This window comes from Roseibium denhamense, from assembly GCF_009711415.1.
Classification (GTDB): Bacteria; Pseudomonadota; Alphaproteobacteria; order Rhizobiales; family Stappiaceae; genus Roseibium; species Roseibium denhamense.
Map to the genome: position 1 here is coordinate 25,924 of NZ_SMLZ01000093.1, position 19,598 is coordinate 45,521.

Consider the following 19,598-nt stretch of genomic DNA (forward strand, 5'->3'; position numbering starts at 1 on the left):
GATTGATCAGCCGGCGGACTGTTTCATCAAAGTGTCCAGTTCATCGGAGCAGACGTTGCACTCTGCCGACTGAACCTGGTTTCGCCCGGCGCCTTTCGCCCTGTAGAGGCCATCGTCTGCGCATTTGAACAGCTCATCAATGGCATCCATGTAGGCTCGGCTCTCGGAAGGAGACGGACCGGTAAACGTGGCAACGCCAAAGCTCGCCGTGAGCGTAAAAGCCGTCCCATCGGAGGTGATCTCAATTTCCGACAAGGTCTTGCGGAGGCGGTCGGCGAGTTTGTGCGCGTCTTCGCTGCTTGCATTGGGCATGAGCAGGCCGAATTCCTCGCCGCCCCACCGCGCGACCACATCACTCTGCCGCAAGCTGGCTTCCAGTGTCCTGGCAACCACTCTGAGCGCTTCATCACCGCCCGCATGGCCATAGGCGTCGTTGATCTGCTTGAACCGGTCAATGTCCATCAGGGCAACGCTCAAAGGCGCTTGCGTGCGGACTCGAGATTTCAGCTCATGCGTACACAGTTCCAGGAAATGTCCCCGGTTATAAATCCCGGTCAAATTGTCTGTGATAGCCTGGATCCGGAATTCTTCGGCCAGTTTCTCGCGGGCCGTCACCTCTCCCTCCAATCGTTCCTTCACAGTCAGCAGTTCTTCCTGCATCCGGTCACACAAGCGCACCATCCGCTTCTGTTCCCGGACCGCACGTTTGTATGCAGTGGACAGGGTCTTGATCAGTTCTGTGGTTTCATCGAGGCCATGGAGGATCGTCTCCGCGCGTTCCAATACGCGGTCTTCATTGTCGAAAAGCGTAAAATCTGAGGCCTTTTTATCGCGTTGCGTCATGCAACAGTGCCCTCGGGTGTCAGATTGAAGGTCGCGTGTTCAAAGTCCTCGGCGAAATCCTCTCCCATCTCCTCCATCATGTCATCGTCAGGATCATAGTACCAGTTGATCACGATGCTGTGGCCGCCCTCGGCCGCCTCTTCGAGCATCTGGAAAAGGTTCATGATCGCCTTTGCGCTTGAGGAATTGAAGTAGACGAAGCGGATATTGGCGGTGAACAGTTCGCCCTTGCGGGCGTTCAAGAAGCCCTTCACTTCCTGGAACACTGGTCCGTAAAAGGCGCTTGCGTCTTCCGGATAGCTTTCGCCTGAGATGCCCAGCGTCCGGGACGTTGGATCAAGATGAATTTCGGGCGAACGCGGGGTCGCTTCAACGGTGTAAGGAGCATCATAAGTCATGTCCGGCCTCCTTACACAAATGCTTTCAGGACGAAGAACTTGCGCCCGTCATCGATGTCATAGAAGTCGAACTCGAGGGGTTCGGTCGCCCGTCTTGCAATCTCCAGCAATCCGATGGAGCCGCCTTCACTTTGCTCCTCCGGGTCTTCGCGCAGTTTTGTGCGGTAGTATTTTCTGAGCGTGTCCTCATCCATTGTTGAGATCAGCTGCAATCGTTCGGAAAGCTTGGCGGCCTCGGCCGCTGGAAGCGGATTGCCGCAGATTACGAAGAAACGGTCGTTTTCGTGACCGAAGGCCACGACCCCTGAAGACAAACGGTCCGTGATCGTATCGGAAAGCCAATGCTTTTCATCCGAATAGCGGATGACATTCTGAACCTGTTCCACGAACACTGAAAACACCCTGCGGGCAACTTTGCCGTCGGCGTTTTTCAGTTCCATCTGCTGTTTTACCGCGCTGCCAAGGGAGTGCAGGAGGTTTTCAGAAACCATGCCCGAATAGGCGAACAGCGTGTTGCGGGTGCTGAGTTCCTCACGGAAGTTATAGATGTCTTGAGCCAGCATTTAGATCTCCTAGTTGACCCGCGTCCCGCCGGCGGATGACTTAAGGTGAGGAGAAACGGCCAGGACCGTGTAGTCATCACGTGCCGGTTCATCACCTCGATAGTCCTCAAGAACGGTTTTCAGCTTCGACAATTGTGTTTCAAGATCGGCATAGGCATTGGCCTCAAGCACATCGAAAAGGCGTTTGCGTCCGAATGCGCGCTTCTTGTCGCCGCCGATGTGGTCGGTGGTGCCGTCTGTTGCGAGATAAAACGTATCATCCGGGCCGAGCGTCATCCGATGCACTTTAAAGCTCTCCGGGCGGCGCAGGCTCCGGTAACCAAGCCGGTGGCGGTCGGCGGAGACACGCGTCACACCGTCCTGTGACAGGACGAACAAAGGAATACCCGCACCGACATAGGTGAGGGAGCTGTCTTCATAGTCGAAGATGGCCAAGGCGGCCTCGAAGCCGTCATCGGTTTTGTCGATGCTCAATGTGGCACCTGAGGGATCTTCCTGGCCAAGTCTGCGGCGCACGGTCTTGTCGAGACGCAGCATCAGATCTTCGGGATCCAAAACATCGAGATCATCGAGGAGTTTGGTTAGCTCGGAGGAGACAACCATCGTCAGCAACGCGCCTGGAACGCCATGCCCGGTGCAGTCCGCGACAAAAAAGATGGCCTTGTTGTCCCGCCGGGTCGACCAAACATAATCACCGCTGACGACTTGCAGGGGCTCCCACAGCAGGGCGACATCGCGCATCGAGCTCCGCATATCTGCAAGGTCGGGCAAAACACCTTCCTGGATCTTGCGGGCATACTGAATGCTTTCCAGCAGCTGATCATTCACGGTTTTCAGTTCGGCCTTGTTCGCTTCCGAAGCGGCCAGAGCGTCTTGCAATTGCGACATGGTCCGCTGGATCGTGCGGGCCATCGGCCGGAAGATCAGAAGCACTTCCAATGCGATCAGAAGCAATGTCAGCAGCCACATGTACGTGATGAATTCTGTTAAGGCATTAAGCGATTGCTCGCCTTCCTCCTGAAAGCGCCTGACCAAGGTGTTGAGCTTGCCCGGCAATTCCTGATTTGCCAGCAGCAAGATCTTGTCGAGGTCCGCCTGCTCGGGATACTCCTGCGACGCAATGTTGACAGCTGTGTCGATGTACTTCCGCAGGAGCGTGTCCAGGGGGCGCTCACCACCGAAAAAGGCTTCTCTCAGCTCCGGTGACAGGTCTCCGACCGGATGTTGGGTCGCAATCCCCGGCTCACATTTGATGGCGTCCGCCAATGCCTTGTTGATGAGGTCCAGATTTGTAGATAGCAGCGCAACATGCGCCCGCATCATCTGGTCAGCACATCCTGCCAGCAATGCATGGGCGTCCACATTGTTCACGCGCTGATAGTCCGTCATGTCCTGCGCGATCATGCCGATCCGCTGGCTCAGCATCCTTTGACGGCCGGACAAATTGACTTCCGCGCCAATCCGGTTCTGCTCGGCAATGAAGCGCGTGTCCGCCACCCAGATCGTCGTGACGGTCATAGCAATCAAGCCGAGACCAACACTGTAAGCGATTGTAGGCAGTAACCGGGATGTTTGCAGCAACTGGGTCAGGTTCATGCAATAGATGCCGTTGTTGTTTGTGACGCCGTGTTTTTGAGCAAGTTCTGAATGATGGAACCGGAAAATCATTAAGATAGAGTGGATTTGCGTGAGTGCCCTAGCGGCAACAGTCTGAATTACTCTAGGGGAGTTTCTGTCGGGGCGGAGGGGCGGCGGACTGAGGGGCGTGGCCGTGAGTGGACGTGTCGGTGGATCAGGTGTGTCGCATTCCTGCCGGACCGCGTCGGTATGCCCCTTGGTTCTGCTACATGCCTATGGTACTCCCTCGCATCACAACGGCGCTGCTCTGAGTTGCGTTTCATCGAACGCCTTGCTGCTGCCAGCCAACGACATTCAAAAAAGGATGGTGCGATGTCTTTGATGGAAACGTCCGATCAAGCCCTGCAATCAGGCTTCTTCACCCGCGGAGTTGCGGAAACCGATCCGGAACTGTTCGGCACCATTGAAAAGGAACTCGGCCGGCAGCAGCACGAAATCGAGCTGATTGCATCGGAAAACATCGTCTCCAAGGCCGTTTTGGAAGCGCAGGGCTCTGTTCTCACCAACAAGTATGCGGAAGGCTATCCAGGCAAGCGTTATTACGGCGGTTGCCAATATGTCGACCTGGCGGAAAACCTGGCCATCGAACGGGCGACCAAGCTGTTCGGTTGCGAGTTTGCAAATGTTCAGCCGAGCTCGGGCAGCCAGGCAAACCAATCGGTATTCCTGGCATTGATCAAACCGGGCGACACCATTTTGGGCATGAGCCTCGATGCTGGCGGCCACTTGACCCACGGTGCCAAGCCGAACCTCTCCGGCAAATGGTTCAATGCCGTTCAATATGGCCTGAACGTCGAAACGGGCCTGATCGACTATGATGCGATGGCAGCCCTTGCCCGCGAACACAAGCCGGCCCTGATCATCGCAGGCGGATCTGCCTATTCGCGCACAATTGACTTTGCGAAGTTCCGCGAAGTTGCCGATGAAGTGGGCGCCTACCTCATGGTGGATATGGCGCACTTTGCTGGTCTGGTTGCCGCTGGCGAGCATCCGAGCCCGTTCCCGCATGCCGATGTTGCAACCACCACCACACACAAGACACTGCGTGGCCCACGCGGCGGTATGGTGCTGACCAACAAGGAAGAAATCGCCAAGAAGATCAATTCGGCGGTTTTTCCGGGTCTTCAGGGCGGCCCGCTCATGCATGTTGTTGCGGCAAAGGCAGTCGCTTTCGGGGAAGCCCTGACCGATGATTTCAAAAGTTACGTTAAGTCTGTCCGCGAAAACGCTCAGGTTCTTGCTGAAACACTCCGCTCCGGCGGCCTTGATATTGTCTCCGGCGGCACCGACACGCATTTGATGCTCGTGGATCTGCGTCCGAAGATGCTCAATGGCCGTGATACGGAAAAGGCACTTGGCCGCGCTAACATCACCTGTAACAAGAACGGTGTTCCGAACGATCCGCAAAAACCGATGATCACGTCTGGCATCCGTTTGGGCACACCGGCAGCAACAACCCGTGGCTTCGGCGTGGCCGAATTCCGCGAAGTCGGCCTCTTGATCACGGAAGTGTTGGACGGTTTGAAGTCTTCAAACAGTGAAGAGGGCAACGAGGCTGTTGAAGCCGCGGTCAAAGCCAAGGTAGAAGCACTGACGGCCCGGTTCCCGATCTACTGATACGCCGGGCTCGATCAGGAGCTTTAAAATATGAGATGTCCGTTTTGCGGCGGTGAGGAAACCCAGGTCAAGGACTCCCGCCCGACCGAGGACAACACCACGATCCGCCGCCGCAGGATTTGCAGTACCTGCGGTGGCCGTTTCACGACTTTCGAACGGGTTCAACTCCGTGAACTGATGGTTTTGAAGCGGTCGGGGCGCCGTGTGCCCTTTGACCGCGAAAAGCTCATGCGGTCCGTTCAAATCGCGGTTCGCAAGCGGCCCGTAGATCCGGACCTCATTGAACGCATGGTCAGCGGCATCGTCCGCCAGCTGGAAAGTTCAGGCGAAAGCGAAGTTACGGCCGAAACCGTCGGTAACCACGTCATGGAAGGCCTCAAAGGCATTGACGACGTGGCGTATGTCCGCTTTGCGTCCGTTTACAAGAATTTTCGGGAGGCCAAGGATTTTGAGGCTCTTCTCGATGAATTGAACGTGCCGGATGGCCATCCCCTTAAAGACGACTGATTTCCCCAGTACCCGAGTTTCATGTCTTCCTTAACCGAGATTGATCAGCGCTATATGGCTGCGGCCGAACGCCTGGCCCGACGCGGGCTCGGGCGTGTTTGGCCGAACCCGTCCGTTGCGGCCCTCATTGTTCGCGATGATGCGGGCGGGCAATCCTACATTGCTGGCCGGGGTGTGACATCCCGGCCGGGGATGGCGCATGCTGAGGTCAATGCGCTGACCCAGGCAGGGGAAGCTGCGCGCGGAGCCACCTGCTATGTCACGCTAGAACCCTGTTCCCACTTCGGGCGCACACCGCCTTGCGCAAACGCGCTGATGAATGCCGGTGTTAAACGGGTGGTGATCGGAATGCTGGATCCCAACCCGCGTGTCTCCGGCCGGGGTGTTAGGATGCTGGAGGCGGCCGGGGTCGAGGTCGTGGTCGGTGTGCGCGAGAACACCATCAGGCACCTTTATACAGGTTTCAGCCTGCGGCAGTTGAAGCACCGGCCGGAAGTCTTTTTGAAGATCGCGGTGTCCCGGGACGGCTACATCGGGCGGAAAGGATGCGGCCAGGTTAGAATCTCTGGTGATCTGTCCATGCGCAAGGTTCACGGGTTCCGTGCCGCCTATGATGCGATTTTGGTGGGATCCGGGACCGCGCTGGCTGATGATCCGCAGTTAACCTGCAGGCTGCCGGGGCTGTCCGGACGGTCTCCGGTGCGGGTCGTTGTCGACCGCTGCGCACGTTTGCCGCTGGACTCGAAACTGGTGCGCACCTGCGTTGATGTAGCCGTGTGGCTGTTGTGCGGCAATGATGCGCCCGTGGAGCGGATCGAAGCCCTTGGTGCAGCGGGTGTGAACATCATCCGCGTCCCGGCGACCGAAAGCGGAATTGCGCCTTCGGTTATCTTGAGCGCTCTTGCAACGCGGGGAATTACCCGGGTCATGGTTGAAGGGGGCGCGCGGCTCGCCTCTTCCTTTTTGTCAGCGGAGCTGGTGGACGACTTGTGTGTTGTCACCGGCGATATCGAGATCGGCGCTGGAGGCATATCGGCCCTGCATGGTCTTGAACTTGCAAATGTCATGTCGGGTCCCACATTCGAGCGGGTCGGCGCCGGCCTGTTCGGGCCGGATCGCTACATCTACCTCAGACGGCGCGGAGCGTAAGAATGTTCACAGGTATTGTCACCGATCTGGCCGAAATCCTCTCGATCGAAGATATCCCGGCCGGCAAGCGCACCCGCATCCGCACCATTTACGACACGGATACATTCGATATCGGAGCGTCCATTTCATGCTCGGGTGTTTGTCATACGGTCACGGCGAAGGCCAATGATCCGGCGGGAAACTGGTTTGAAGTGGAATCGGCCGCTGAGACGCTTGCAATTACCAGCGTTTCGGATTGGAAAGCCGGTCAGAAGCTGAACCTTGAACGGTCTTTGACCATGGGTGCGGAACTGGGCGGCCATCTTGTGCTCGGCCATGTCGACGGTCTGGCACGTGTCGTGAAACGGCAGGATCATCCGGATTCCGTCTATTTCCAATTCGAAGCTCCGGCGGAATTCGCACCCTTCATCGCAAAGAAGGGGTCGGTCGCCCTGGATGGCACATCGCTGACAGTCAACGATGTCGATGGTTGCCTGTTCTCTGTGTTTCTGATCCCGCACACGCTTGATGTGACCACATGGTCCGACCGGCACGAGGGTGACAGCATCAACCTCGAGGTGGATATGATGGCCCGCTATGCCGCGCGGCTTGCGGAATTCTCCAAGACCGGGTAGGGGACGGTCCCAACACTTTCGAAAAGAGCTACACCGTTTCGTCCTTTCTTACAGGCGGTTGTTTACCAGGCTTTGGATTAAAGCCCTGGCATCATCATTCCTGAACGAATGAGACTGGACAAAGGGCAGGGGACATGGTTCCTGTCGCGGCCTTACAAGGATCTATTGATATGAGCGCAGCACCGAAAATTCTGATCATTGAGGCCCGGTTCTACGAAGATCTGGCGGATGCGCTCGCCGATGGTGCGATCAAGACCCTTGAAGCGGCCGGTGCGAGCTATGAGCGCATTGCCGTGCCGGGTGTCCTGGAAATCCCGGCCGCCCTGTCCATGGCCATGACCGCCATGGAAACCAATGGCGAGCTTTATGACGGGTTCGTCCTGCTTGGCGTCGTCATTCGCGGGGAAACCACGCACTATGACGTGGTGGCCAATGAATCAAACCGTGTCGTCATGGATCTTATCGTTGACGCGGACCTTGCGGTCGGCAACGGGATCTTGACCGTCGAGAATTCCGAACAGGCATGGGCGCGCGCGAAAGTTGATGACAAGAACAAGGGCGGTGCGGCTGCACAGGCAGCCCTGGACATGATCGCCCTGCGCGAACGGCTTGGAGTATAAATACATGACCGGAAAGGCCGACCCGGACAAACCGGCTAAAAATATCCGCCCGGCAAACAAACGTGGTGTTGCCCGTTTGGCAGCGGTTCAAGCGCTCTACCAGATGGAACTGAGCGGCGCGCCGCTGACAAGCGTAATCAGCGAATTCACCGCTTTCCGGCTGGGCAAGGAAATGGATGGCGAGCAATACCGCGACGCGGATGAACAATGGTTCAAGAGCATCGTTGCAGGCGTCGTCGAAGATCAGAAGTTGGTCGACCCGTTTATCCATACCGCCTTGAAAGAAGATTGGCCGCTTAAGCGGATCGACAGCCTTCTGCGGGCCATTTTGCGCTCGGGCTCTTTCGAGCTTCTGCGCCGCAAGGATGTTCCTGCGAAGGTGATCATCTCCGAATATATCGACGTGGCAAAAGCCTTCTTCGAGGATGACGAACCGGGTCTTGTTAACGGCGTTCTCGACCGGCTGGCGCATGAGCTGCGCAATGCCGAGTTCGATGCTGGACAGGCGGACGGGTCTGCCTGAGCATGACGGATGACCGGCCGGGTGAGTTTGAGCTGATCAAACAGTTCTTTGCGCCGCTGGCCAAAGATCCGGGCAGTTTGGGACTGACGGACGATGCGGCGGTTTTATCCCCGCGTTCAGGTCAGGATCTGGTGCTGACCAAGGATGTTTTGGCTGCCGGCATTCACTTTTTTGCAGATGATGCGCCGGAGGCCATCGCGGCCAAGGCGCTGCGGGTCAACCTGTCAGACCTTGCGGCAAAAGGTGCAAAGGCACGCGGCTATCTGCTTGGGCTTGCGCTCCCGTCCGATTGGACAACGGATTGGTTGGCGCGGTTTTGCAATGGGCTTGCGGCAGATCAGACAGCTTACGACGTCCAGTTGCTCGGCGGTGATACGATCCGCTCCGGAAATGGCCTTCAGGTCTCCATCACGGCCATTGGCGAAGTGGCTTCAGGCACGGCTGTGCGCCGGAGCGGCGCCAAACCTGGAGATGTGGTTTTTGTCTCCGGTCAGATCGGGGATGCCGCAGCGGGCCTGAAAGCACGGCTTGATGCAAAGTTTGTCAAGGCGAACGACCTGACCGTTGCCGAAGAAAAACACATATTGGCCCGCTACCTGTTGCCGCGCCCCAGAGTGCGGCTGGCGGCTTGTATCGCAGAGTTCGCGTCGGCAGCACTAGATGTATCGGACGGCCTTTTTGCCGATGCCGCGCATATGGCAAAGGCATCCGGAGTGGAATTGGTGCTTGATCCATCGCTCATTCCCTTGTCCGCGGCCCTTCATCACCTGCAGATCAAAAGTCCGGCGGATTTTGCAAGCTGCCTGAACGGCGGGGATGACTATGAAATCCTCGCTGCCGTTCCGGCTGAGGCTGCTGCGGCCTTCGAAGCCTCCGCCCGCAAAGCAGAGTGTCCCGTCACAGAAATCGGAACGGTCCGCGAAGGTCGGGGCGAGGTCTGTCTGACGGCCGGAGGCACCTCCATGGACAGCGTCCTGGAAACCGGGTTCCGCCACTTCTAAGGGCTTGCCGGAGTTTCGCGCTTAACGAATGCGTGTTATCGGTAAGATCTCTCCTTAGCCGACCACCACATACTGAGCCCGGAACTGTCTCATGACGATTGCAACGTCTCACCTGATCGTCGACGATCGTCTGGCCAAGCAGAATGCTGTTCTTCTTGGTCTGGCCCAGGCAATCGGTGGGGCATCCGCATCAATCGTCATCGCCACGGGGCCGCTTGTCGGCTACATGATGCTCGACGAGGACAAGTCGCTAGCAACAGTTCCGGTGTCCGCGATGGTTCTCGGAACCGCGTTCGGCACAATTCCGGCCGGCATGATCATGCGGCGGTTTGGCCGCCGGGCGGGCTTTTGCAGTGCGGCACTGTTGGGGGCATTAGCGGGGCTGCTGGCATCCTTTGCCGTGTTCCAGAACCACTTCCTGCTGTTTTCGCTGGCATGTGGTCTGGGCGGATTTGCCGGGGCCTTCGTGCAGCAATACAGATTTGCCGCAGCCGATACCGCAAGCGACGATTTCAAGCCGAAGGCAATTTCCTGGGTTTTGGCGGGCGGTGTTCTTGCGGGTATCGTCGGTCCCCAGACGGTCATTGCCACCAAGGATATGTTTGCTCCGATCCTTTTTGCCGGGACCTATCTGGCGCAGGCTGGTCTGTCTCTCGTGGCTCTGTGTCTCCTCGCGTTCGTCAGGATCCCCAAACCGCCACGGCAAACCCACAAGCAAGCGGGCGGCCGTCCGCTTTCGGTCATCATGCGCCAGCCCCGCTTCATCGTCTCGGCGGCCTGCGGGATTTGTTCCTACGCGCTGATGAGCCTCGTCATGACCGCAACGCCGCTTGCAATGATCGGCTGTGGTTTGAGCGAGACGGATGCAGCGCTCGGAATTCAGTGGCATGTCTTGGCCATGTTCGGGCCAAGTTTCTTCACCGGAAGCCTGATTGCAAGGTTCGGCAAGGAGCGGATTGTTTCGATTGGTCTTGCGCTTCTGGCTGCCTGTTCGGTGGTGGCTTTGATGGGGCTGGAACTTGCCCATTTCTGGAGCGCGCTGGTGCTGCTGGGGCTCGGCTGGAACTTCGGTTTCATCGGCGCCACCGCCATGCTGACTGACACCTACCGTCCCGAAGAACGAAATCTCGTCCAGGCAACCAATGATTTTCTTGTCTTTGGGTTCGTCGCGGCGGCTTCCTTTTCCTCCGGTGCCATTTTGAATCTGTTCGGCTGGGCAACCGTCAACATTCTCGTATTTCCCTTTGTGGTCCTGTGCCTTGGCCTGCTGGCATGGCTCGTCATGGCTGAACAGCGTTCAGATACAACTGCTTAAAGTATCTTTGAAAAGTCATTTCGTCGGCGCAGCATAAATTACTGCGGCGCATCATAGTATGCCCTTGGGGAATGTCCTGATTAAACAATGGAAGTGCTTGACGGGACGCGCCGACATGCTGCTATCGTGAATACTCCTCACGTGGCGGTAGCGTTGCGCGGGGATATCAGGCGTAAAAAAGAACAATAAAATACATCGCCGCAGTTTTGGGAGGAAGCATGATCGAGCTTGTTGTCATAGTTATTTGTGGCCTTTTGTCCATTGCCTACGGGGCGTGGGCCATTCAATCCGTCATGGCGGCCGATGCCGGTAATGCCCGGATGCAGGAAATCGCCGAAGCAATTCAGGAAGGGGCAAGCGCCTATCTAAACCGCCAATACACAACGATCGCGATTGTCGGCACGGTCGTGTTCGTTCTTGCTTGGATTTTGCTTTCCGGACCTGCGGCAATCGGTTTTGCGATTGGCGCGGTTCTGTCCGGTGCCGCCGGTTACATAGGAATGATGGTGTCCGTGAGGGCAAATGTGCGGACCGCCCAGGCAGCGAGCCAAAGCCTGGGAGCAGGACTGGAAATTGCTTTCAAGGCCGGTGCTGTCACCGGCCTTTTGGTTGCCGGCCTCGCGCTTTTGGGAGTTGCCGTCTATTACGCGATCCTGACCGGGATGATGGGATATGAGCCAACCAGCAGAACCGTCATCGACGCACTTGTCGCACTTGGGTTCGGAGCATCCCTGATTTCCATCTTTGCGCGCTTGGGCGGGGGTATCTTTACAAAGGGTGCCGATGTCGGCGGCGACCTGGTTGGGAAGGTAGAGGCCGGTATTCCGGAGGATGATCCGCGCAATCCGGCGACCATTGCCGACAACGTCGGGGACAATGTTGGCGACTGTGCCGGAATGGCAGCCGACCTGTTCGAGACCTATGCGGTCACCGTCGTCGCAACAATGGTGCTTGCCTCCATCTTCTTCACCGGCGCGCAGGCGCTGGAGCTCATGATGCTGCCGCTCCTGATTGGTGCAAGCTGTGTGGTCACGTCGATCATCGGGACGTTCTTTGTGAAGCTCGGGGTCAATAACTCGATCATGGGTGCGCTCTACAAGGGCTTTATCGCAACCGCGGTTCTGTCCGCGGTCGCGCTCGCCATCATTGTGTTTGGCTGGGTGGGCGCTGGAACCCAATACACCACGTCGGGTGACGTCAGCTTTAACGGGTTTGATCTGTTTGTCTGCGGCCTGATCGGGCTGGTTGTCACCGGCCTTATCATCTGGGTCACGGAGTATTACACGGGCACGGATTACCGGCCGGTGAAATCGATTGCCCAGGCATCGGTGACAGGCCATGGCACGAACGTCATTCAAGGTCTGGCGGTATCGTTGGAGGCAACCGCGCTTCCAGCCATCATCATCATTGCCGGTATCTTGCTGACTTACAGCTTTGCGGGTCTGTTCGGGATTGCGATTGCTGTGACCACAATGCTGGCGCTTGCGGGTATGGTGGTGGCCCTCGACGCATTCGGTCCTGTAACCGATAATGCGGGCGGCATTGCTGAGATGGCCGATCTTCCGGCCGAGGTGCGCACCACGACGGATGCCCTGGATGCGGTTGGCAACACAACAAAAGCAGTGACCAAAGGCTATGCGATCGGCTCTGCCGGTCTGGGGGCTTTGGTCCTGTTCGCAGCCTATACCGAAGATCTGAAGTTCTTTTCCGCACAGGCGCAGGAAGGGTCGATCTTCTTCGGGATTGATGTCGACACTCTGTTCTCGCTCTCAAACCCTTATGTGGTTGCCGGCCTGCTGTTCGGTGGTTTGCTGCCCTATCTCTTTGGCGGCATTTCCATGACGGCCGTCGGCCGGGCAGCGGGGGCGGTTGTCGAGGAGGTTCGGCGGCAGTTCAAGGAAAAGCCCGGTATCATGCAAGGCACGGAACGGCCTGATTATGGCCGGGCGGTCGACATGCTCACCAAGGCCGCCATCAAGGAGATGATCATTCCATCCCTGCTGCCGGTCTTGTCTCCAGTCGTCGTGTTCTTTGTCGTGCGCGCTGTGGCAACACCGGCAGATGCCTTTGCAGCGCTTGGCGCCATGCTGCTCGGTGTTATCGTTACCGGTCTCTTCGTGGCCATCTCGATGACGGCCGGTGGCGGTGCCTGGGACAATGCCAAGAAGTCTTTTGAGGACGGCTTTACCGACAAGGATGGCGTTACCCACCAGAAGGGCAGCGAGGCGCACAAGGCATCGGTGACGGGCGATACCGTTGGTGACCCTTACAAGGATACTGCCGGGCCGGCGGTCAATCCGATGATCAAGATCACCAATATTGTTGCCCTGTTACTGTTGGCGATCCTGGCGCACTAACAGTCTCCAGAGGAAATCTCCCTCAGACAGAAACGCGCCGTTCCTGTCTGAGTGGGAGATGCTCCAAGACAAGAAAACCCCGGCCATGCGGCCGGGGTTTTTGCTTGCTGCAGGAAGTGTGCTCTCGCCTAGAGACCAAGGCTCGGGTTTGCCGCGCCGCGCAGGATCTGGGTCAGGAAGCCGTAATCGGCGCCGCCGGTGCGGGTCTTGCGGGTGACGATATCGACAATCCTGCCGTCCTCGAGGGTGTAATTGCCCATGTCCTGGACAAAGCCATCGTCATCGAAATAGACCGCGACAACACGCTGCTCGACAATGTCCGGCGCGAAGAAGGCCGTCGTCGCGGTTTTCTGCGAGATATAATAATAAGCATCACCGTTGAGGCTCGACGTGGTCGACGGAGACCCGAGGACAAGTTCGACTTGCTCACGGCTCGAACCCACCTGGACCTGGCTCATCATGTTGTTCGTGATGACATGTCCATGCGTATAGGTGCTGGTGAAACAGCCGCCGAGCGGCAGCGTTGCCAGAAGCGGAAGGATCAGGGCGCCTGCCTTGACGTTCATCTAAGAATTCCCATTTCGCCAGAAGCAGCTGGCTGCTTGTCGATTTCGTTGCTTGGCAAAGTCACTAACGTGGGTTAGGGCACATGGCAACACCTGTCTTTTGAGGAGAGCGCATGCTTTTCGGCCTGTTCCGCCGCCGGTCCCGTGATGCCGAGCACCGTGTATATTGTGAAATCGTGGCTCAAGCGCGGCAGCCGGTCTTCTATACCGACTTTGTTGTGCCGGACACGATTGATGGCCGTTTCGACATGATCGTGGCCCACGCAGTTCTCTATTTCAGGCGGATGCGCGGCGAAGACAAGAAAACGTCCGAGTTCGCACAGAACGTTTTTGACCTGTTTTTTCAGGATATGGATGCATCCCTGCGGGAAATGGGCGTCTCCGATACGCGGGTTCCTAAGAAGGTAAAAGTGATGGGAGAGGCCTTCTATGGGCGTGCGGACGCCTACATGCCGTTCATTGATGCAGACGACATGGAAAGTCTCGCAGAAGCGGTCGGCCGGAACATCTACACAGATAATCCGGAGCCGATTGCACAAAAACGCCTTGCGCAGTATTTGCTGCAGGCGGCCAAGGATTTGGAAGCCCAGTCAACTGATGACCTTCTTGCAGGGACCATTCATTGGCCCGACCCCGATACATTTAAGACCGCAGCGGTTTGACAGGCTCTGATTGAGCTTAGGACGATAGATGAACACCTCAACTTTTCCGTATTCCAACAAGGTCACAGCCGCATCGGTCGTGGATGCTGATGTCAAACGCACGTTTGAGCCCGATGCAAAAGACCGTCAGAAAATCGCCGACGCCTACGAGCTGAATGCCATACCGGCCTTGTGCGCAGACCTGATCTTGAAACCCTACCGTAAAAACGGATTGCGGGTTGTAGGAACTGTCAAGGCAACGCTGAACCAGACATGTGTGGTCTCCCTTGAACCATTCGACAGTGATCTTGTTCTGGACATTGACCGCACCTTCGAGGCCCACTCGTCACGCCCCCGCAAAATCAGGGATCTGAATGAGGAGGGCGAGATCGAGATCGATCTGGAGTCGCTTGATCCTCCTGACGTTATGATGGACGGCGTCCTCGATGTTGGGGCCGTTATCTGCGAAGAGCTGGCTCTTGCGCTGGATTCGTTTCCCCGCAAGCCAGGCGCGGAATTTGAAGGGGGAGACGAGGCGGACGCCTATGAGACATCGCCGAAAACCGAAGTGCCGTCTGCGTTTGCAGCGCTGGCCGCTCTCAAGGAGCCAAACAAGAGGTAGCAACCCGTTTTGTGCCACGAAACTGGGCCGCGATCCGGGTTTTGGCACGGTTTTCAACGGCAGCCTATTCATCTGGCAGGAAAACGGTTGTCTCGGCAGGCAAAACCGTTATGTTCGCGCCCGTCCGGGCACCTCATGGCCCGTTCAAATATCTTGTTAGGCACCGGCCGCAGACGCCGGGAGAGCGTGTGTCAAAAGACTAGCGAATGGCGAAAACGATACCGATATCTCTGGACGTCATGGGCGGCGACCACGGAGCCAATGTGGTCATTCCAGGCGCAGAAATCGCGCTTGTCCGCCACCCTGATATCCATTTCCTTCTTTATGGAAACGAGCAGGTTGTCCGGCCGTTGCTAGAGCAGCATCCACGGGTAAGGGACGCATCGACCTTTCATCATTGTGATGTTGCCATCGCCATGGATACCAAACCGAGCCAGGCTTTGCGCCAGGGCCGCTGGAAGTCCTCCATGTGGAAGTCCATCGAGGCGGTCAAGACAGGTGAAGCGTCCGTGGCCGTGTCTGCCGGCAACACCGGCGCGCTGATGGCCATGTCCAAATTCTGCTTGCGGACAATGGCGAATATCGAGCGCCCAGCAATCGCAGCCATCTGGCCGACGTTGCGCGGTGAATCCGTCGTGCTGGACGTTGGTGCCACCATCGGCGCGGATGCACAGCAGCTCATCGATTTTTCCATTCTTGGCGGTGCCATGGCGCGCGCCGTATTTGGCATCGAACGCCCGACGGTTGGCTTGCTCAATATCGGTGTTGAAGAGGTCAAGGGGCTCGAAGAGGTCCGCACCGCCGGCCGTTTGCTACGCGATACACCGCTGCGGTCGCTGCAATATGCCGGCTTTGTCGAGGGCGATGACCTTGGCAAGGGAACGGTCGACGTGGTCGTGACCGAAGGGTTTGCCGGTAACATTGCACTGAAGACAGCCGAGGGAACGGCGAAGCAAATCGGCAGTTACCTCAGATCGGCCATGAACCGGACTTTCATGTCGAAGATCGGCTACCTATTTGCGAAGGGCGCTTTCGATCTGCTGCGCGAGAAAATGGACCCGCGCAAAGTCAACGGCGGTGTGTTCCTAGGCCTGAATGGCATCGTGATCAAGAGCCACGGTGGAACGGATGCTGAAGGGTATGCATCAGCAATTGATCTGGCCTACGACATGGTCAAAAACGAACTGACACACAAGATCGCCCAGGATCTTGTGCATTATCATCGCGGCCGCTATGCCGAAGCCGCGCCGACATCGGAAGGTGATTTGTGAGCGTCATCCGTTCAAAGGTAATTGGCTGCGGGAGTTTCCTGCCAAAAAAAGTACTAACAAATAATGACTTGGCGGAGATGGTCGATACTTCGGACGAGTGGGTCGTCCAGCGGACGGGCATCAAGCAGCGCCATATTGCGGCCGAGGGTGAACTGACTTCGGACCTGGCGCTTGGCGCCGCACAAAATGCTCTGGCGTCTGCCGGGATCGATGCCTCGGATGTCGACACGATCATTTTGGCAACCGCAACGCCGGACAACACGTTTCCGGCCACCGCGGTAACGGTTCAGGCGCGTCTTGGTATTACCCATGGTGCGGCATTCGACGTTCATGCCGTATGTTCCGGTTTCGTCTTCGCAATGACGACGGCGGACGCCTATATCAAGGCGGGGCTGTCCAAGCGCTGTCTTGTGATTGGCGCCGAAACCTTCTCACGCATTCTTGACTGGCAGGACCGGACGACCTGTGTCCTGTTCGGAGATGGGGCCGGGGCCGTGGTGCTTGAGGCATCGCAGGGAGCGGGGACAACCGCCGATACGGGGATCCTGACCTCCCATCTGCGGTCTGACGGACGGCACAAGGACAAGCTTTTTGTCGATGGCGGCCCATCCTCGACGCAAACGGTCGGACACCTGCGCATGGAAGGCCGGGAAGTCTTCAAACATGCCGTTGGGATGATCACCGATGTGATTGAGGACGCCTATAAGGCAACGGGGACTTCGTCAGAAGATCTGGATTGGTTCATCCCGCACCAGGCCAACAAGCGGATTATTGACGCAAGTGCCAAGAAGCTCGGTATTGATCCGGCCAAGGTCGTAACGACGGTCCAATGGCATGGAAATACCTCGGCGGCCTCGATCCCGCTGGCGCTTGATATTGCGGTGAAGGACGGACGTGTCAAAAAGAACGATCTTATCATGCTGGAAGCCATGGGTGGCGGCTTCACCTGGGGATCGGTTCTTCTTCGCTGGTAAGCCCTGATTTCTTTCAGACGAACAAATATGAACTTGGTGAATAGTTCCGGTTGACCGGCTCGCCGTGAGGCAATACCGTACGCTCTGCATTCGAGTTCTTGTGCAAAATCAGCCAGATCGTGGCGTCCTTGAGGAGGGGTTATGGGCAATCGGACTATCACCCGCGCGGATTTGTGCGAAGCTGTTTATCAAAAAGTCGGCCTCTCACGGACAGAGTCATCTGAATTGGTAGAGCGTGTGCTGTCGGAAATTTCCGACTGTCTTGTGACCGGAGAATCGGTAAAATTATCAAGCTTCGGTTCTTTCGTGGTCCGCTCCAAGGGTGAGCGTATCGGCCGGAACCCGAAGACCGGTGAAGAAGTGCCGATCCTTCCGCGCCGGGTCATGGTTTTCAAGCCCTCGAATGTCTTGAAGCAGCGTATCAATGACGCTTTGGCGGGACGGGGCGCTAAATAAACAAAGTCCATATGAGTTCTCAGGAAAAAAGCCCAGACGCGTTCCGCACAATCAGCGAAGTGGCAGACGATCTTGATCTGCCGCAGCACGTCCTGAGGTTCTGGGAGACACGGTTTTCGCAGATCAAACCCCTGAAACGGGGGGGCGGGCGCAGATATTACCGTCCGGATGACGTTGAGCTGCTCAAGGGCATACGGCATCTCCTTTACGAAGAAGGGTACACCATCAAAGGTGTTCAGCGGATCCTGAAGGAACAGGGGCCGCGCTTCGTCATGCAAATCTGGCAGGAGGACCAGTCTTCGCTTCAGGCCGTGTCACAGTCTGAAAAGACAAGTACTCCCGGCGTCGCAACACCCCTTGAGGATGCAAAAGATCATTCTTCGGCTGACGCCGCCGCCAGCCGGTCAACGCCCTTGCCTAAAGGGGTGCTTCCAGATGATGCGCCAGAGGCGGGAGAGGGGCAGGCATCCGGCTTCAGCATCCTGGGCCGGTTCCGGACAGAAAAGCCAGTTACCGCTGGGCCCGCGTCTGAAAAACCGGTTTCCAAGGAAGATGTCCGCCGCCTGCAGGCAACACTGTTTGAGCTGCTTGAATGCAAACGCACCCTTGATCAGGCACGCTGACATATTCTCAAACCAGCCCCTGATGTTCTGACCTGAAAAATGACGCCATTTCCGCGCGAGCGATTTGCCCGCGTGGTGCGCGGACAGTTACTCCAGGCCCATGCAGGACGCATAGAAGGTTGTTGTCGCCGGCCAATCAGAAAACACGCCCCTAACACCAACATCCTGCGCCAGGACATGCAGCACCTCGAATACGGCGCCATCGTCCTTGATGGCGTCCGTGACGGTCTGGAAGTACCAGCCACCGCCATTGGTGAGCGGGCCGGAGCGTTCCAGCGTCCAGGTGATGATGGATAAACCCGCGTCCTTGGCTGCCTTAGCATAAGCTGATGGAACGATCTGACCCTTCTCAAGGCTCAACAATACGAACAACGGTGGTGCGATGTAATTGACCCCCATGGCTTTAAGCTCATCCATGCTGGGAGAAAAGGTCGAAGGATCAGAGGAATCGAGGTTGCGCCGTCCATCCAGATAGACGGCTTGCTTGCCGAATTCTGGTTCATTTTCAATCCAGTAGAGCACATCCTGCAGATCGAAGGACTGAGGGAAGACGTCCGCCGGGGAGACACCCGCAGCCTTGTACTCATCAATCAGCTTTTGCGCATAGTCCTGCTGGGTGAACCCATCAAAAGGCATGTCCACCTTCGGCGCCTTGAGTTCTGGCGTAAACTTGACACCGAAATCCTTGAACAGGGCAATCGACTGCGCGTGGGTCAACAGCGTCCCCGTTTGACCGTAAAGCTCGGTTCTCCAGGGGGCTGTTCCTTGAAGATACTGTTCAACCGTTTTTGCGGATTTGTCGGCGCTGTCCATTTTTCCGCGAAGCGCCTTGAATTCGGCGAGCGTAATGTCGGAGGTGCGGCATTCTGCGGATGCCGGAGTTTCCCCGATGGAGGGTTTGAAACCGGCTGTGCATTTGCCCGCCAGATCTGTCACGAGAATGTTGGTCGTCGTATGCAGGTCGGATTGAGAGTGCCGACAGACCAGTTCCTTGTCCTTTGTGAACGTAACATCGCATTCCTGCACGCCTGGGCCCATGACGTGCGCAGCGCGATAGCTTTCTTCCGTATGTTCGGGAAATTGCAGCGGTGCCCCGCGATGGGCGATGGAAAAACCCGTCCGGCGGGCTGGTTCTCCGATGCAGGACAACAATTTGTCCTTGAGCGGACCATCCGTCATCTGCTCAACCAGATAGGCTGGCCGCGGCCCCAGTTCCGGTACGTCCCCGCTCGCATGCGCTGGAAGCAATTGGCCGAGACTGATGGTTAAAACGGCAAGGCAGATCAAACGCATGGGATTT

General features: G+C 57.2%; 21 protein-coding genes. 15 read left to right on the top strand and 6 right to left on the bottom strand.

What is annotated here, in order from left to right:
* Positions 1-6: 6 nt before the first annotated feature.
* The 4 genes from E1180_RS04690 to E1180_RS04705 are packed head-to-tail and all read right to left on the bottom strand — an operon-like array spanning position 7 to position 3,400.
* A complete protein-coding gene (locus tag E1180_RS04690; protein ID WP_155189921.1) occupies positions 7-843 on the bottom strand; it encodes a GGDEF domain-containing protein in 837 nt (278 codons plus the stop codon).
* A complete protein-coding gene (locus E1180_RS04695; protein WP_155189922.1) occupies positions 840-1,241 on the bottom strand; it encodes a DUF1987 domain-containing protein in 402 nt (133 codons plus the stop codon). The genes E1180_RS04690 and E1180_RS04695 overlap by 4 nt, the downstream gene beginning before the upstream one ends.
* Before the next feature lie 11 nt (positions 1,242-1,252).
* Positions 1,253-1,804 carry a SiaB family protein kinase gene (locus tag E1180_RS04700; protein WP_155189923.1) on the bottom strand — a complete coding sequence of 184 codons (552 nt, stop codon included), beginning with the start codon at positions 1,802-1,804 and terminating at the stop codon, positions 1,253-1,255.
* Between the two features lie 9 nt (positions 1,805-1,813).
* Positions 1,814-3,400 carry a SpoIIE family protein phosphatase gene (locus E1180_RS04705; RefSeq protein ID WP_196220527.1) on the bottom strand — a complete coding sequence of 529 codons (1,587 nt, stop codon included), beginning with the start codon at positions 3,398-3,400 and terminating at the stop codon, positions 1,814-1,816.
* A gap of 363 nt (positions 3,401-3,763) precedes the next feature.
* On the opposite strand from E1180_RS04705, the gene glyA reads away from it, so the two are divergent.
* From glyA to E1180_RS04750, 9 genes are all read left to right on the top strand, one after another.
* Positions 3,764-5,059 (top strand): serine hydroxymethyltransferase, encoded by a 1,296-nt coding sequence (gene glyA / locus E1180_RS04710; protein ID WP_155189956.1) that lies wholly within the window; start codon positions 3,764-3,766, stop codon positions 5,057-5,059.
* Positions 5,060-5,089: 30 nt separating this feature from the next.
* Positions 5,090-5,566 carry a transcriptional regulator NrdR gene (nrdR, locus tag E1180_RS04715; protein ID WP_155189925.1) on the top strand — a complete coding sequence of 159 codons (477 nt, stop codon included), beginning with the start codon at positions 5,090-5,092 and terminating at the stop codon, positions 5,564-5,566.
* 21 nt (positions 5,567-5,587) lie between these two features.
* Positions 5,588-6,715, top strand: coding sequence for a bifunctional diaminohydroxyphosphoribosylaminopyrimidine deaminase/5-amino-6-(5-phosphoribosylamino)uracil reductase RibD (gene ribD / locus E1180_RS04720; RefSeq protein ID WP_155189926.1), 1,128 nt, complete (start codon positions 5,588-5,590; stop codon positions 6,713-6,715).
* 2 nt (positions 6,716-6,717) lie between these two features.
* A complete protein-coding gene (locus E1180_RS04725; protein ID WP_155189927.1) occupies positions 6,718-7,329 on the top strand; it encodes a riboflavin synthase in 612 nt (203 codons plus the stop codon).
* A gap of 170 nt (positions 7,330-7,499) precedes the next feature.
* Positions 7,500-7,949: a 6,7-dimethyl-8-ribityllumazine synthase gene (ribH, locus tag E1180_RS04730; protein WP_155189928.1), complete on the top strand. Its 450-nt coding sequence runs from the start codon at positions 7,500-7,502 to the stop codon at positions 7,947-7,949.
* 4 nt (positions 7,950-7,953) lie between these two features.
* Positions 7,954-8,472, top strand: a complete 519-nt coding sequence (nusB, locus tag E1180_RS04735; RefSeq protein WP_155189929.1) for a transcription antitermination factor NusB — start codon at positions 7,954-7,956, stop codon at positions 8,470-8,472.
* 2 nt (positions 8,473-8,474) lie between these two features.
* Positions 8,475-9,473 carry a thiamine-phosphate kinase gene (gene thiL / locus E1180_RS04740; protein ID WP_155189930.1) on the top strand — a complete coding sequence of 333 codons (999 nt, stop codon included), beginning with the start codon at positions 8,475-8,477 and terminating at the stop codon, positions 9,471-9,473.
* A gap of 91 nt (positions 9,474-9,564) precedes the next feature.
* Positions 9,565-10,788: an MFS transporter gene (locus E1180_RS04745; RefSeq protein ID WP_155189931.1), complete on the top strand. Its 1,224-nt coding sequence runs from the start codon at positions 9,565-9,567 to the stop codon at positions 10,786-10,788.
* A gap of 218 nt (positions 10,789-11,006) precedes the next feature.
* Entirely contained in the window at positions 11,007-13,145 is a 2,139-nt protein-coding gene (locus E1180_RS04750; protein WP_155189932.1) for a sodium-translocating pyrophosphatase, read from the top strand.
* Between the two features lie 128 nt (positions 13,146-13,273).
* On the opposite strand, the gene E1180_RS04755 is transcribed toward E1180_RS04750, so the two are convergent.
* Positions 13,274-13,711 (bottom strand): outer membrane protein assembly factor BamE, encoded by a 438-nt coding sequence (locus E1180_RS04755; protein ID WP_155189933.1) that lies wholly within the window; start codon positions 13,709-13,711, stop codon positions 13,274-13,276.
* Between the two features lie 113 nt (positions 13,712-13,824).
* Here E1180_RS04755 and E1180_RS04760 point away from each other — a divergent pair, with 113 nt between their 5' ends.
* From E1180_RS04760 to E1180_RS04785, 6 genes are all read left to right on the top strand, one after another.
* A complete protein-coding gene (locus tag E1180_RS04760) occupies positions 13,825-14,373 on the top strand; it encodes a ubiquinol-cytochrome C chaperone family protein (RefSeq protein ID WP_155189934.1) in 549 nt (182 codons plus the stop codon).
* Positions 14,374-14,401: 28 nt separating this feature from the next.
* Positions 14,402-14,974 carry a DUF177 domain-containing protein gene (locus tag E1180_RS04765; protein WP_155189935.1) on the top strand — a complete coding sequence of 191 codons (573 nt, stop codon included), beginning with the start codon at positions 14,402-14,404 and terminating at the stop codon, positions 14,972-14,974.
* Between the two features lie 206 nt (positions 14,975-15,180).
* A complete protein-coding gene (gene plsX, locus E1180_RS04770) occupies positions 15,181-16,245 on the top strand; it encodes a phosphate acyltransferase PlsX (RefSeq protein WP_155189936.1) in 1,065 nt (354 codons plus the stop codon).
* Positions 16,242-17,219: a beta-ketoacyl-ACP synthase III gene (locus E1180_RS04775; protein WP_283404465.1), complete on the top strand. Its 978-nt coding sequence runs from the start codon at positions 16,242-16,244 to the stop codon at positions 17,217-17,219. The genes plsX and E1180_RS04775 overlap by 4 nt, the downstream gene beginning before the upstream one ends.
* Before the next feature lie 141 nt (positions 17,220-17,360).
* The gene (locus E1180_RS04780; protein WP_155189937.1) at positions 17,361-17,675 is read left to right on the top strand and encodes an integration host factor subunit alpha; all 315 of its coding nucleotides are present in this window, start codon (positions 17,361-17,363) and stop codon (positions 17,673-17,675) included.
* 11 nt (positions 17,676-17,686) lie between these two features.
* On the top strand, positions 17,687-18,298 hold the full coding sequence (locus E1180_RS04785; RefSeq protein WP_155189938.1) for a MerR family transcriptional regulator: 612 nt from the start codon (positions 17,687-17,689) through the stop codon (positions 18,296-18,298).
* An 87-nt stretch (positions 18,299-18,385) separates the two neighbouring features.
* Here the strand turns inward: E1180_RS04785 and E1180_RS04790 are convergent, their stop codons facing one another.
* Positions 18,386-19,591 (bottom strand): glycerophosphodiester phosphodiesterase family protein, encoded by a 1,206-nt coding sequence (locus E1180_RS04790; protein ID WP_155189939.1) that lies wholly within the window; start codon positions 19,589-19,591, stop codon positions 18,386-18,388.
* Positions 19,592-19,598: the final 7 nt, after the last annotated feature.